Source organism: Rhizobium sp. ERR 1071 (genome assembly GCF_007828675.1).
Lineage (GTDB): Bacteria > Pseudomonadota > Alphaproteobacteria > Rhizobiales > Rhizobiaceae > Rhizobium > Rhizobium dioscoreae.
In genome coordinates, this window is sequence record NZ_VITM01000007.1 from 70819 (window position 1) to 84327 (window position 13509).

Sequence of the window (13509 nt, forward strand, 5' to 3'; positions counted from 1 at the left end):
CGGTTTCGAGCATTGAGATCGTTATCATCAAAGAACATCCGGAGCACATTCCTTCTCGTCAACAGGGCGCTTGTCTAGCCCGTCACTCAACAGAAGGAAGTACAACGTGGTCAAGGTTCTCGAAACAATTCTCTCGCGGTCGGCATATCCGGCCGACATCGATGTCCCCTTCGAAAAGGTCGACATCGCAGATTGGCTCTTCACGCTGCCGGAAGCCGAATATCTGCGCTGCTGCGCGCCGGATCATATCGCAGCCGGTATCACGTGGACGGATGATGGGCGTCGCATGTCGATCAACGTCGAACAGATCGGCTCCGGACTGGTCGTCCAGCACTATGTCGCCGAGGCTGCCGAGGCTGCCTATTGCCGTATGAACTCCATCTCGGATGTGTTCACGGCGAACGGCCGCACGCAGGTCAACGTGGTCTGGGAACTGATCGCCGAGAAGATCGACGAAAACCGGACGCGCTACACCAATCGTGTGACGGCGCATCCGACGGATGCTTTCATGACCTTTTTGGAAGAGCACGGCGTCACTTACGAGGACGCAGCCGCCGCCCGGCAAGCGGCCGGTGGCGATCACAATCGACGCGAGACGCCGCTCTTTGCCGCAAGCATCGCACGGCGTGCTCTCGCCAGGTAAGGATGGACCAATGAAAGTGATCATCTTCGACGACTTTGGTGGGCCGGATGTGCTCCGGCTCGCAGAGGTTCCTTATCCTGAGCTCCGGCCGAGCGACATCCTCGTGAAGGTCATGGCGTCTGGCGTCAATCGGGCTGACCTCCTTCAGCGCGAAGGTCATTATGGCTCGCGCGCCTTTGGAGACAGTCCTATCCTCGGCCTCGAGGTCGCCGGGGAGGTCATCGCTGTCGGCGAGGCCGTCTCGGAGTTTTCCGTCGGCGACCGTGTCATGTCGATCGTCGGCGGCGGAGCCTATGCGGAAGTCGCCAGAGCAGACAGTGGCCTGTCTGTCCACATACCAGCCGGTATGTCCTATGTAGAAGCGGCGGCGGTCATGGAAAGCTTCGTTACCGCCTACGAAGCTCTGTGCCATCTCGGCCAGATACGGCCAGAAGAAAGCGTGCTGGTCCATGCCGCCGCCGGTGGGATCGGATCCGCTGTGGTCCAGCTTGCGGTGGCGATGGGAGCCAGAGTGTTCGCAACTGCCTCCGCAAACAATATCGATAAGGTTCGTTCCCTTGGCGCCGAGGCTGTGTGGGATTACCGCCGGCAGGATTTCGAGGCGAAGATCATCGATGCGACTGGATCCTGCGGCGCCGATCTAATCATCGACTTCGTTGGCGGAAGCTATTTGGCACGCAATATCCGCAGCCTTGCTGAAGGCGGGCGTTTGGTGCAGGTCGGGCTGCTGGGACGGGACGACAACGCGATCATTCCGCTCGATACGGTGCTCTACAAGCACCTGAAGGTGATCGGGACTGTTATGAAGTCCCGCGCCATCGAGGAAAAGCGCGCCATGGTTCGGCGTTTTGCGGACAACGCGCTTCCGATGTTCGGTGATGGACGGCTTCGGCCACTCGTCGGCGAAGTCTTTCCACTTGATAGAGCCGCAGATGCCCATCGCCGCATGGAGGCGGGTGGTGGGTTTGGGAAGGTGGTTCTTGAGGCAGGATGAACAAAGGAAAGGGGTGAGCTCTTGATGGGAGTCGAACACACGACCCCTCCAACCAGATCACCAGCCACGAAACCCACGAGATTATCTTCGCGGTTACGATTGCCTGCGGCCAAAATGAAATTCCAATTGAGGACGCACTGCCGTCGGGTTATTGCAGCCGCGACACGACGGCAAAGAGATCTAACCCGTCATGCCCTGTCATTGGTGGAGCGACGACTGGAGACCCGCCAGCGCCTGATCGACCGCCGCCATCACATCTGCCGGCAGCGGTCCCTTGGCCAAGGCTCCGGCGTTTTCTTCGACTTGAGCAACCGTGCGGAAGCCGGGAATTGGCAGGGTGCGCGGCGAACGCGCCCACAACCAGGCAAGCGCACCCTGTGTGAGCGTGCGGCCCCCCTCGGTCAGCAGATCGCGGACCGCCTCCAGGCGCGCGGCGAATTCGGGAGCAATCCTGCCGTCCTTGAAGTAGACCATCCAGTCGAGGCTCGCACCACGCACATCCTTTTCTCCGACTGCCTTGTCAGGCGTGAACTTGCCGCTGAGCAACCCCATGGCGAGCGGACCGCGATTGATGGAAATCAGACCATTACGCTCGATGACATCGATCATCGCCGGGACAGGCTCGAAGACGTTCATCGTATGCTGAACCGAAACGAACCCTGAGCGATGCACGTGACGTGCGGCGCGGTCCGGGTGATCCGTACTCCAGCCGAAAGCATCGATCTTGCCTTCGGCCTTGAGCGCTTCAAGTGTCTCAAATACCTCGTCAGAAGCTTCGAGCGGAAAATCGTTAAGATGGAACTGCAGCAGATCCAGACGATCACGGCGCAGGCGACGCAATGACGTCTCAGCGGACTGCCGGATAAAGGCAGGATCGGAAAAGGCGCCCGTGGCTTGCTTGGTCTTCTCGTCCGTCGCGAAGCCGAATTTGGTGGCGATGGTGATATCGTCCCGATTGCCGATCGCCCTGCCGACCACCTCTTCGGAATGACCAGCCCCGTAATTCGAGGCGGTGTCGAAGAAGTGAATGCCGAGATCCACCGCCCGGTCGATGGCACGGACCGATTCATCATCATCGACGTCACCCCAGCCGAGCGGCACATCGCCAGCATAAAACGGTCCGCCGATCGCCCAACATCCCATGCCCAGGCGTGGGATTTCCCGGCCATTCCAGAGCGCCATTGTGGTCGTGCCATCGGGTTTGGTCAGCATGTCGTCCTCCACGATCATCTATCGTTGCAGGCAGACATAGGGAGAGATGCCAGGGCGATAAACAACCAAATCTGCAGGGTATTTTTCATCGATGAAAAACGGCTGGCGGCTGCGCAATACAAATCCGGGAAGCTCTACATGGTATAGAACGCACTCTGGCGTAAATAGCGCTGCCGTCCTCGCTGCCATTGTCTTCATCGCGCTTCGACAACGCCAGCCTCCGGTCAGCGCTAACAGAAGACATGCGCGGCGTCGGGATCGAACTCCAGATGCACGTTATCGCCGCGGCTAAGACCCGAGATGGCTTCGTGGCCGAAGGGCAGGCGCACGGACAAGGTTTCGCCGGCGGCGATCCGTGTCGTCACATGCACGTTGTTGCCGAGGAAAGTGATATCGTTGACGGTCGCGCTGAGGCCCTTGCTCACACCCGCCTCGCGCCCGAGCCGGATGCGTTCCGGCCGCAACATCAACGCCGCTTTGCTCCCCGACGCCGGCCGGCCGTGAACCGGAATGCTGTCGAAGATGATCTTGTCGCCGAGTGAGATCGTCGCCTGGCCATTGTCCGATGAAAGCAGATGACAGGAAATGAAGTCGCTGTCGCCGATGAACTCGGCGACAAAACGAGTGCGTGGATTGGCGTAGAGTTCCGGGCCGGTTCCTATCTGATCGATGATGCCTTTGGAGAAGACGGCGATGCGATCGGACAACCGCAGAGCCTCTTCTTGGTCGTGGGTCACATAGAGGATCGTTACCTCGGTTTGCTCGTGGATCCTTTTGATCTCGTGCTGGATTTCTTCGCGCAATTTCTTGTCGAGAGCCGACAACGGCTCGTCCATCAAAAGCACCGGCGGGTCATAAGCGAGTGCCCTCGCAAGAGCGACGCGCTGCTGCTGGCCGCCGGACATTTGCGCGGGCTTGCGATCCTCGAAGCCTTCCAGCCGGACAAGGCGGAGCATTTCCCTAACACGGCTGTCGACCTCTGCTTTGGGCTTGCGGCGCACCTTCAACGGAAAGGCGATATTCTCTCCGACGGACAAATGCGGAAATAGCGTATAGCGTTGGAACACCATGCCGATATTGCGCTTGTGCGATGGCGTCGACAGCAGCGTCTCGCCGTTCAGCAGGATATCGCCCTTGGTGGGGTTCTCGAAACCGGCGAGGATATAAAGCGTCGTGCTCTTGCCCGAGCCGGAGGGGCCGAGAAAGGTCAGGAACTCGCCGCGCTTGACCTCGAGATTGACGTCGTGGACCGCGACGACGGGACCGTATTCCTTGCGGATGCCTTTGATCTTCAGGAAGGATTCGCTCATTTTCTTAGAACCTTGCGCACGATCGCGGCCAGCGTCATCAACATGACCGTCAAAAGAATGAGAAGTGTGGAGGCAGCAGCGACGACCGGCGTCAGGTCCTGCCGGAGCGTCGCCCAGACTTTGACGGGCAGCGTCTGCAGCGTCGGGCTCGCCATGAAGATCGCAACGACCACCTCATCCCAGGACGTCAGGAACGAGAAGACGGCAGCCGAGAACAATCCGTGGCTGATGGCGGGCAGCGTGACCCTGATCTTCGCCTCGAGCGGAGATGCGCCGCAAAGCACGGCGGCATCCTCGATCGACTTGTCAAAGCCTTCGAGCGCCCCAGCGATCGACAGGATGGAAAAGGGTAGCGCCAGGACCAGATGGGACAACACGAAGCCGACTAAGGTGCCGCCCAGCCCAATTCGCAGGAAGAAGGCGTAGAGAGCGACGGCGAACACGACGACGGGGAGGATCATCGGCGTCAGGAACAGTGCCTTCAGCGCATCGCGAAACATGAACTTCCCGCGCACCAGGCCGAAGGAGGTCACAAGACCGAGCAGCACCGAAAGCACCGTGACGATCGAAGCGATCTTGAAGCTCGTCCAGGCGGAAGCCAGCCATTGCGGATCGGAAAGCAGTTCCGCGTACCAGCGCCAGGTCCAGCCCGGCGGCGGAAAGATCAGCCATTGCGATGAGCCGAACGACAAGGCGGCGATGAACAGGATCGGCAGAAGAAGAAAGGCCGCGGTCAGGACGGTGATGGCAAGCAGCACATATTTCCACCAGCCGAGACGATCGAAATTCAGCAACATCTCAGCGTCCCCCCGTGCTTTGAACGCCGAAGAGCCGCAGCTGGACGGCATAGAGCGTCAGGGTGACGACCAGCAGGACGAAGGCGGCCGCGCCGCCCATGCCCCAATTGACGAGCGATTGCACGAACTGGGCGATGAGTTCGGCGAGCATCATGTTCGCGGTGCCGCCAAGCAGCGACGGCGTGACGTAGTAGCCGAGCGACATGACGAACACCATCAGGGCTCCTGCCATCATGCCGGGAGCGGCAAGCGGTATCAGAATGCGAGTGAGGCACTGCAGACGGCTGGCACCGCACAGTGCCGCCGCCTGCAGCACGGCCGGATCGATTTTCTTGATGACGCCGTAGAGCGGCAAGATGATGAAGGGCAGCATGATATAAGTCATGCCGATCGTCACACCGGTCAGGTTATTGACGAGGGCAAGCGGCTTGTCGATCAGGCCCATGCCGATCAGCATCTTGTTGATCAATCCCGTACGCTGCAAAAGCACCATCCAGGCATAGGTGCGCGCGAGCAGGTTCGTCCACATCGACAGCAGCAGGATCGCAAAGACGACCGAGGACCAGCGCGACGGCATGATCGCCAGCGTCCATGCCACGGGAAAGCCGATCAGCAGCGATAGGACGGTGACGACGCCCGACACGATGAACGTGTTGGCGAAGATCTTTAGATAGGTTTCTGAGCCCAGCAATTCGGCGTAATTGCCGAAGCCGAAAGCCGGCTCCATCACGCTGCGCAGAAGCAACGCGATGACCGGAAAGACGAAAAAGATCGCGACGAAGGCGAGGGCCGGCGCGACCTGCGCGAATCCGGTCGACCCTGCCGTCTTGCGCGCCGGTGCGGCCGCGTCCGCGACGTCTACGTATGTCGACATGGCAATCCTTTCCCACCATGGGCCCTGTTGAGCAGCGATCGCTACGCACAGGCCTGGACCTCGCATTGCCCCACCGCGGAGATTTGTCCGCGGTGGTCTGGTCATCTCCGCCGCTTACTGCGCCTGCCAGGCGTACCACTTCTTGCCGATCGCATCCCTGTTCGCGGCCCAGTAATTCATGTCGGCATTGACCTGACTGGCGGTCTGCTGGTCCGGCAAGGTCTTGGCTATTTCAGGGTCCATCAGTTTCGCCGAGCCGAGGTTTGTCGGCGCATATCCGGTGGCCTTCGCCAGATCGGCCTGCGACTGTGCCGAGGTCGCGAGCGCGATGAATTTCATCGCCGTTTCGAGGTTCGGCGCACCCTTGGGGATGACAAGGGCATCCGCTGCCGTGATGTTCTGGCTCCAGGAGGTCTCCGTCTTGACGCCGCTGTTGGCAAGCGCGGTCATGCGGCCATTCCAGAGACTGCCGAAAGGCGCTTCGGCCGAGGCCAGCAGCTGCTGCGATTGCGCGCCGCTCGACCACCAGACAATATCGGATTTGATCGTATCGAGCTTCTTGAAGGCGCGATCGAGATCGAGCGGATAGAGCTTGTCGGCGGGAACGCCATCGGCCAAGAGCGCCGCTTCGATGACGCCGGGCGCGGACCATTTGTAGAAGGTGCGCTTGCCGGGGAATTTCTTCGTGTCGAAGAGATCAGCCCAGGTCTTCGGGCAGGCACTGACCGCATCGGCGTTGCAGCCGATAACAAAGGAATAATAGAAGCTACCGACGGAATAGTCGCTGACGAAGCGCGGATCGAGCTTGGACTTGTCGATGACGGAAAAGTCGAGCTTTTCGAGCAGACCCGCCTTGCCGGCCTGCGCGGCATAATCACCCTCGACGTCGACGACGTCCCAGCTCACCTGGCCGGCTTCGACCATTGCTTTCAACTTGCCGTAATCCGTTGGGCCGTCCTGCATGACGCCGATACCGGTCTTTGCCGTGAACTGGTTGGCCCAGGCGACCTTCTGCGCATCCTGCGTCGTTCCTCCCCAGCTCGTGAAGACCATGGTGTCGGCCTTGGCGGGCATGGATGCGGCCATCATGGCGGCAAAGGCCGCGAGTGCAATTCCTGCTTTCATGTTCCCTTGTCCTTGTTTTCGGTTTTTAGAGGCATGCCTTACGCACCCGCCGTTCATCCCAATGGGGAGAAACCGGCGGGCTTCATGATCTTGTTTTCCGCTTGTTCGATCAGGTCGCGGATCTTCGGCAGGAAGGCCTGCCATTTGGGGTCGGCGGCCAGCCGCCCGCGCCGCGCCTCGCGATCGTCGAGGCTTGCATAGGCCCAGATGTGCACGATCTCGTTGATGACACCGATTTCCGAGTAGAAGTAGCCGACGAGATCGCCGAGATGGGCCTTTTGGATGGCAATCCCTTCCTCTTCCACCACCTTCAGATATTGCGGGGTCGTGCCGTTCTTCAGCCGGTAGGTGCGGATCTCGTAAAACATCGGTCTCACCTCATGACGAAGGGATCGGGAATCGGATCGTCCGATGTGCGCAGCCAGATCGTCTTGGTGCGCGTATAATCGAGCGCCGCCGCAAGCCCGCCTTCCCTGCCATGGCCGGAAAGGCCAAAACCGCCGAAGGGCGCGATAGGCGATACCGCGCGATAGGTGTTGACCCAGACGACGCCGGCGCGGATGCCCTTCATCAGGCGATGGGCGCGTGTGAGATTCTGGGTGAAGACACCGGATGCCAGGCCGTAGCGGGTATCGTTTGCAAGCCTCAAGGCTTCTGCCTCGCTCTCGAACGAGACAATCGACAGAACCGGCCCGAAGAATTCCTCGGCCAATGACGGCGAGTTGATGCCATCGCAATCGAGGATCGTCGGCGGGAAGTAATAACCCACGCCGTCTGGCTTTTGGCCACCGGTGATCAGCCGAGCGCCGCTCGCAATGGATTTCTCGAGGAGAGCGGCAACATGATCCTGCTGGCGCTTCGTAGCTAGCGGGCCGACCTCGGTCGCCATGTCGAGCGGTGAACCGATGCGGATCGCCTCGGCCTTGCGCTTGAGGATCGACAGAAAGGCATCCTTGACGCTGGCCTCGACGATCAGCCGCGAGCCGGCAACGCAGCTTTGACCAGTCGCCGCGAAAATGCCGGCGACTTGCGCATTCGCGGCGCTCTCGAGATCGGCATCGGCAAAGACGATGAAGGGTGATTTGCCGCCCAGTTCCAGCGAGGTCGAAGCAAGGTTCTCGGCCGAATTGCGGATGACATGGCGTGCCGTCTCCGGTCCGCCGGTAAAGGCGATATGCGCGACCTTGGGGTGCCGCCCGAGTACCGCGCCGCAAGAAGGGCCGAAACCGGTGATGATGTTGACGACGCCGGCCGGAAAGCCGGCTTCATGAACCAGGCGCGCGAATTCCAGTAACGGCGCCGGACCATCTTCAGACGCCTTGACGACCATGGTGCAGCCGGCAGCGAGCGCCGGTCCAATCTTCACCGCCGAGAGAAAAAGCTGACTATTCCAAGGCACGACCATGGCTACGACGCCGACTGGCTCGCGGCGCAGCCAGACATCCATGTCCGGTTTGTCGATCGGCAGGTAGGAGCCCTCGATCTTGTCGGCGATGCCGGCATAGTAGCGATAATAGTCGGCGACATAGGCGACCTGCGCCGAAGTCTCGCGGATGATCTTGCCGGTGTCGAGCGTCTCCAGTTCGGCAAGTTTCCGTGCATTGGCCGCGACGAGATCCGCGAGCCTGTAGAGAAGCTTGCCACGCTGCGTCGCCGTCATCTTTGCCCAGGGGCCCTCGTAAAGCGCCTTTTCGGCGGCATCGACGGCGCGGTCGACATCAGCCTCCCGCGCTTCCGGCATTTCTGCCCAGACGTCGCCAGTCGCGGGATCGATGCTCTGGAAGCGGGCTTCCCCTTCCAGAAATTCGCCGTCGATGTAATACTGGAAGCGCTGCATGGCGTTCACTCCGCAAATGCCGGCATGACCTCGGCGATGAAGCGTTCGAGCGATGCCTTCTTGCGCTCGAACGACATGCCGGTGTCGATCCAGAAGGAATATTCGTCGTAGCCCATCGCCTGATAGGCCTTCAGTCGGGCAATCACGGTTTGGGCATCGCCGACGACATTGTTGTTGCGCATGACCGCATCCGACAGCATGGGATTGGCGCGAATGTCCTCTTCCGGGATGCGCTCGATCAGGCCCTGATGGATCGGCTTCTCGTTCTTGAACCAGGCGAAGAAGTAGTTGTAATAGACGCTGAGCTCATGGGCGGCCTGCGCGATGTCATCCTCGGACGAGCCGACATAGGTATGACGCAGGAGCATGATCTTCGGCCGCTCGATGTCAGGGTTCTTGGCGCAGGCATCATTGAACCGCCCCATCAGCGCCTCGACTTCATCGTCACCCTGCCAGAGCGGCGTCACCTGGACATTACAGCCATTGGCGACGGCGAATTCATGCGAATTCGGGTCGCGCGCGGCAACCCAGATCGGCGGATTGGGCTGCTGCAGCGGCTTTGGCGCGGAGGTGGTCGGCGGGAATTTGAAGAACTCGCCCTCATGGGCGTAATCCCCCTGCCAGATGCCTTTGACGGCCGGGATCAGCTCGCGCATGCGCTGACCAGCGCCCCAGGCGTCGAGACCCGGCAACAATCGCTCATATTCAAAGGAATAGGCGCCGCGGGCAATGCCGATATCGAGCCTGCCGTCGCAGATGATGTCGGCCATGGCGGCTTCACCGGCAAGCTTGATCGGATGCCAGAAGGGCGCGATTACCGTTCCGGTGCCAAGCCTTACCCGCAATGTGCGCCGCGCCAGATCGGCGATGGTCACAAAGGGATTGGGCGCGATGGTGAAATCCATCCCATGATGCTCGCCCGTCCAGATCGCGTGCATGCCGCCCCTGTCGGCGATCTCGCACAGCGCGACGAACTCCTCATAGAGGCTCTTATGCGTCTGGTTCGCGTCGAGGCGCTCCATGTGAACGAAGAGAGAGAATCTCATGCCCGCACCGCCTTTCCGGAAACCGCTCGCACCATGCCGGAGGTCTCGTCGCCAAAATAGACCCCGAAATTGCCGATCTGGCTTTCCAGCGCGAAGCGGGAGACGATATCGGCCGTGGAGCTGGTCTTGAAATGCGCGGTCTTGAGCGCATCCGGCTTGAGGAACCGGCCCTCGCGCGGCTCACCTTGTGAAGCAAAGGCCCGATAGACGATGTGATGCTTGCCATCGCTCCTGCCTTCATAGACGGAATAGAGAAAGCCGACGGTCACGGTAAGGCCGGTCAGCGTCTGTAAATACTGACCGAGAATATCGGCGGGGCTGCCCTCCCTGCCCTCGCAATTGGGAAGAGCCAGAACATCGTCCCCGAGCAGCAGGATCTTGCCGTCGCGCTCGAGAACGGCACCCAGCTCGATATTGCCCTCCGCCGCAGCGGAGACCGCTTTGCTCGCCAGGATCGGGGTGAAATAGCCGCCACGGGCATAGCCCAGCCCATTGCGGCCGCTATTGTCGAACGAGACGATACGTCCCATCAGGACAACGTGATCGCCTGCTTCGATCACTTCGCTCATGGCACATTCGAACCAGGCGGCGACATCGGCGAGGATCGGACAGCCATACGCCCCGGAAGTCCACTCAACGGCGGCGAACCGGTCTTCAACGGGTCGAGCGAAGGTGTTTGAGACGGCCTTCTGCGTCTCCGAGAGCACATTGATGGCAAAGTGCTTCGCGCTCGTCATGGCCGCGAAATTGCGCGAGGTCTTGGCGAGGCAAACAAGAAGAAGCGGCGGTTCAAGCGATACCGACGTGAAGGAATTCGCCGTAAAGCCGATCGGCAGACCAGCCTGATCGCGCGCGGTCACGACCGTCACGCCCGTCGGAAACGCGCCGAAGGCGTCGCGCAGCGCGCGTGGATCGAAATCTTGTGCCGTCATCTTGCGTCCTCCCCGCATGAAAGCCACTCGGCAAGCAGCTCATTGACGATAACTGGCGCGGTCAGGTTCACCATATGGCGGTGCCCTTCGACGATCCGTGCCCAGCCTTTGGGTGCCGCCGTCGCCATCTCCTCCGCCATCCGTGGCGTCGAGTTCGGATCGTCGGATCCCGTCAGGAACAAGGCCGGTGCCCCGACATCGGGCCAGCGATCGGCATAGGTCTCATCGCCACCGGCGAAAGCCGCATAGGCCGTGGCATAGGCTTTCGGATCGACAAGGCTCAACCAGTTCCGCGTGAGTTCCCGCGCGACTCCACTTTGAGCATCATCGCCGAACCAACGCTGCAGCGGGCCCTCCTTGTCGACACCTGAAATCGGTATCGCGGCTGCGCGAGCCAGCACGGCCGCCTTGGCCTCGGGATCGCGCCGATAGACGCCATTGAGATAGGCGACCCTCTTGATCCGCTCACCGAAGGTGGCGGCGGCCCCTCCGGCAACGAGCGCGCCCATCGAATGGCCGGCGACATTGACCTCACTGAACGCCATCTCATCGAGAAAGCCGCCGAACCAGGCGACAAAGGCTTCCAGCTTGCTGCCCGGAGGCAACCCAACGCTTTCCCCATGACCCGGCATATCGACGGCGATGACGCGATGGCTTCTGGAAAAAGCCTCGATCTGTGGCGCCCAGGCTTCAAGCCGCATGCCGACACCATGGAGCAGCACCAGCGGCTCGCCTTTGCCGACTTCATGATAGGCTGTGCCGCGCGCCGTGTGCTTGCGAGGCAAGCCTCCCACATTCAGAAGATCGGCCTTGTTCTGATCCATCGTTTCCATCGCAGGCATCCAGACGCCCAATCTCTTAAACGCCGGCCGGATTGGAGACGTCCTGTCCCAGATCCTTAAGATCCTGATAGCGATCGCCGATGCGATGATGCGGCCTACCACCGATCGAGGCACCAAGCGCAATGACGATTTCGTCGGCGGCCGGTGCATCCGGTATCGACGTCTGGATTGTCAGATAATGCGAGCGGCGACCTTCGTCATTCTTGTCCATGAGCGGGATCATGATCGGCGCATTGGCTGGTCCGCGCGTGTTGCAGAAGGCGAGATAGGATTTGGCACCGACGGCATGGCGATAATGATTGCCGAAGCGAAGAGTATGGATCAGCGCGGATGCATGCTCGATCTCGCCATCGAGACCGACGACGGCGGATTTGCCATAAGCCTCGACGGCCTCGCCCGATCCAACCGCATCGATAATCATCTTGGTGAGCAGTTCGCCGAGAAGGGGTGCCGCGGCATGAATCTCGGGCTTCAGATCCGCGACGAAGCCGCGACCAGCCCAAGGGCTTTTGACGATCGCGCATGCCGAGAAGAGTTTCAACGGCGTGGCCGCTGCCCTACCCCCTTCAACAAGCGTCGTTTCGATCTGCAGGACGGTTTTTCGGATCTGAAGGCTCATGGCTCGCTCTCATCTAGGATTATATATGATGGTATGCCATAATACTGAACTGTCAAGCAGCTTCGAGCGACCGGACTAAAAAACCTGCCGTTGTCAGAAATAATCAGCTATATCAGTAGTTTATGGAGGGGCAGAGAAAGGTGCCCGCGAAAGCGATGCTTGTCGCCGCGGATCTTAAGCCGCCGATGTTCCGCTTCCGTATTCGTTATTATGGTATACCGTCACACCGAAGGCGTGCCAGTGTCAACCCGCTCCGGGAGGCAAACGACAATTTGATGGGGCGTGACGGCTTCTCGCATCATCCGACGTGGCGCAAGCCGGCTCCTCATATGGCGAGATTTTCGCGGGCGTTAGCCCTGGCGGATGATGGCGCCGATCACATTGACGACAATGCGCGCGGCGGTCAGGGCCGAAAGGCCGTCGATATCGGCGGGAGGATAGAGCTCCACCAGATCAAAACCCGCGATGTCAGCCCGCCGGCCGAGGCCGGCGATCAGGTCGATGATCTGCGTATAGGTGAGGCCGCCGGGCGTGCGAGCCGCCACGCCCGGCATGATGCCGGGATCGATGCTGTCGCAATCCAAGGTGACAACGACCCGAGTACCCTTCGGAATGTGCCGGAGAGCGGCCTCGACCCCTTGTGCATGGATCTGGCGCGGCGTGACAAAGCGGCTGCCATAGCGTTGCGCTGTCTCGATATCCGAAGGGCGGGCACTGCCGACGCCACGCAGGCCGACCTGCACCATTCCGGCGACATGCGGCATCTCGCTTACCCGCCGCATCGGGCTTGAATAGCCGTAGCGCTCGCTATGCAGCGTGTCGCGCCAGTCGATATGGGCATCGATCTGCAAGATCCAGACCGGCCCCTCATCCGCAAAGCCGGCGATGAACGGGATCGTGACGGAACAATCGCCGCCAAGCAGGATCGGAATGGCCGGCAATGCAAGCACGCCGCGTGTCCTTGCCTCGATCCGATCGCGGTTGCCGGCATTGTCGTGCATGACAGTCTCGACGTTTCCGACGTCGACGCAGCAAGCGGGCTTACCAGCAAACAACGGGCCACCGAGATCGAAATCCCAGTGATCGACTAAGCCGGCATCATCCTGGCTGGCGTCCCGGATGGCTCTCGCCGACAAGGCATGACCGCTGCTGTCCCTGCCAGGATAGGTACTGCCATGACCCGCCCCGAAGATCACCACACGCGGCGGACGACCGTCATCGAGACGGTCCGGGAAGCCGAGAAAGGAAGAGGAAGCCGTCATCTTCATGGCCTTCTTG

The 13509-nt window shown here is 60.6% G+C and carries 14 protein-coding genes; 2 read left to right on the top strand and 12 right to left on the bottom strand.

What is annotated here, in order from left to right:
- Positions 1–106: 106 nt before the first annotated feature.
- Together FBZ99_RS22925 and FBZ99_RS22930 are read left to right on the top strand one after the other, a co-directional pair.
- Positions 107–643, top strand: a complete 537-nt coding sequence (locus FBZ99_RS22925) for a hypothetical protein (RefSeq protein ID WP_145634985.1) — start codon at positions 107–109, stop codon at positions 641–643.
- Positions 644–653: 10 nt separating this feature from the next.
- Complete coding sequence (locus FBZ99_RS22930; protein ID WP_145634988.1) at positions 654–1637, top strand: NAD(P)H-quinone oxidoreductase; 984 nt, start codon at positions 654–656, stop codon at positions 1635–1637.
- A 198-nt stretch (positions 1638–1835) separates the two neighbouring features.
- Here the strand turns inward: FBZ99_RS22930 and FBZ99_RS22935 are convergent, their stop codons facing one another.
- The 12 genes from FBZ99_RS22935 to FBZ99_RS22990 all read right to left on the bottom strand — a co-directional run bounded on the left by FBZ99_RS22935 (position 1836) and on the right by FBZ99_RS22990 (position 13493).
- Positions 1836–2849, bottom strand: a complete 1014-nt coding sequence (locus tag FBZ99_RS22935) for an aldo/keto reductase (protein ID WP_113420111.1) — start codon at positions 2847–2849, stop codon at positions 1836–1838.
- 230 nt (positions 2850–3079) lie between these two features.
- Positions 3080–4159, bottom strand: coding sequence for an ABC transporter ATP-binding protein (locus tag FBZ99_RS22940; protein WP_113354668.1), 1080 nt, complete (start codon positions 4157–4159; stop codon positions 3080–3082).
- Entirely contained in the window at positions 4156–4956 is an 801-nt protein-coding gene (locus tag FBZ99_RS22945; RefSeq protein WP_113354667.1) for an ABC transporter permease, read from the bottom strand. Before FBZ99_RS22945 ends, FBZ99_RS22940 begins: the two co-directional genes overlap by 4 nt.
- 1 nt (position 4957) lies before the next feature.
- Positions 4958–5830 (bottom strand): ABC transporter permease, encoded by an 873-nt coding sequence (locus FBZ99_RS22950; RefSeq protein WP_113420113.1) that lies wholly within the window; start codon positions 5828–5830, stop codon positions 4958–4960.
- Positions 5831–5944: 114 nt separating this feature from the next.
- Positions 5945–6955, bottom strand: a complete 1011-nt coding sequence (locus FBZ99_RS22955) for an ABC transporter substrate-binding protein (RefSeq protein WP_113396226.1) — start codon at positions 6953–6955, stop codon at positions 5945–5947.
- 53 nt (positions 6956–7008) lie between these two features.
- Positions 7009–7323: an NIPSNAP family protein gene (locus tag FBZ99_RS22960; RefSeq protein WP_113396227.1), complete on the bottom strand. Its 315-nt coding sequence runs from the start codon at positions 7321–7323 to the stop codon at positions 7009–7011.
- Between the two features lie 5 nt (positions 7324–7328).
- Entirely contained in the window at positions 7329–8792 is a 1464-nt protein-coding gene (locus FBZ99_RS22965) for an aldehyde dehydrogenase (protein WP_145634992.1), read from the bottom strand.
- A 5-nt stretch (positions 8793–8797) separates the two neighbouring features.
- The gene (locus FBZ99_RS22970; RefSeq protein WP_145634995.1) at positions 8798–9838 is read right to left on the bottom strand and encodes an LLM class flavin-dependent oxidoreductase; all 1041 of its coding nucleotides are present in this window, start codon (positions 9836–9838) and stop codon (positions 8798–8800) included.
- Positions 9835–10770 (bottom strand): flavin reductase family protein, encoded by a 936-nt coding sequence (locus FBZ99_RS22975; RefSeq protein WP_145634998.1) that lies wholly within the window; start codon positions 10768–10770, stop codon positions 9835–9837. Before FBZ99_RS22975 ends, FBZ99_RS22970 begins: the two co-directional genes overlap by 4 nt.
- A complete protein-coding gene (locus FBZ99_RS22980) occupies positions 10767–11603 on the bottom strand; it encodes an alpha/beta fold hydrolase (protein ID WP_210248389.1) in 837 nt (278 codons plus the stop codon). The genes FBZ99_RS22975 and FBZ99_RS22980 overlap by 4 nt, the downstream gene beginning before the upstream one ends.
- A 25-nt stretch (positions 11604–11628) precedes the next feature.
- Complete coding sequence (locus FBZ99_RS22985; protein WP_145635001.1) at positions 11629–12231, bottom strand: amino acid synthesis family protein; 603 nt, start codon at positions 12229–12231, stop codon at positions 11629–11631.
- 350 nt (positions 12232–12581) lie between these two features.
- The gene (locus FBZ99_RS22990; RefSeq protein ID WP_145635004.1) at positions 12582–13493 is read right to left on the bottom strand and encodes an agmatinase; all 912 of its coding nucleotides are present in this window, start codon (positions 13491–13493) and stop codon (positions 12582–12584) included.
- Between the last annotated feature and the right edge of the window lie 16 nt (positions 13494–13509).

Bases quoted from the DNA above. Each gene is read 5' to 3' on its own strand.
- FBZ99_RS22930 (WP_145634988.1), top strand. From the start codon at position 654: ATGAAAGTGATCATCTTCGACGACTTTGGTGGGCCGGATGTGCTCCGG.
- FBZ99_RS22935 (WP_113420111.1), bottom strand. From the start codon at position 2,849: ATGCTGACCAAACCCGATGGCACGACCACAATGGCGCTCTGGAATGGC.
- FBZ99_RS22940 (WP_113354668.1), bottom strand. From the start codon at position 4,159: ATGAGCGAATCCTTCCTGAAGATCAAAGGCATCCGCAAGGAATACGGT.
- FBZ99_RS22945 (WP_113354667.1), bottom strand. From the start codon at position 4,956: ATGTTGCTGAATTTCGATCGTCTCGGCTGGTGGAAATATGTGCTGCTT.
- FBZ99_RS22950 (WP_113420113.1), bottom strand. From the start codon at position 5,830: ATGTCGACATACGTAGACGTCGCGGACGCGGCCGCACCGGCGCGCAAG.
- FBZ99_RS22955 (WP_113396226.1), bottom strand. From the start codon at position 6,955: ATGAAAGCAGGAATTGCACTCGCGGCCTTTGCCGCCATGATGGCCGCA.
- FBZ99_RS22960 (WP_113396227.1), bottom strand. From the start codon at position 7,323: ATGTTTTACGAGATCCGCACCTACCGGCTGAAGAACGGCACGACCCCG.
- FBZ99_RS22965 (WP_145634992.1), bottom strand. From the start codon at position 8,792: ATGCAGCGCTTCCAGTATTACATCGACGGCGAATTTCTGGAAGGGGAA.
- FBZ99_RS22970 (WP_145634995.1), bottom strand. From the start codon at position 9,838: ATGAGATTCTCTCTCTTCGTTCACATGGAGCGCCTCGACGCGAACCAG.
- FBZ99_RS22975 (WP_145634998.1), bottom strand. From the start codon at position 10,770: ATGACGGCACAAGATTTCGATCCACGCGCGCTGCGCGACGCCTTCGGC.
- FBZ99_RS22980 (WP_210248389.1), bottom strand. From the start codon at position 11,603: ATGGAAACGATGGATCAGAACAAGGCCGATCTTCTGAATGTGGGAGGC.
- FBZ99_RS22985 (WP_145635001.1), bottom strand. From the start codon at position 12,231: ATGAGCCTTCAGATCCGAAAAACCGTCCTGCAGATCGAAACGACGCTT.
- FBZ99_RS22990 (WP_145635004.1), bottom strand. From the start codon at position 13,493: ATGACGGCTTCCTCTTCCTTTCTCGGCTTCCCGGACCGTCTCGATGAC.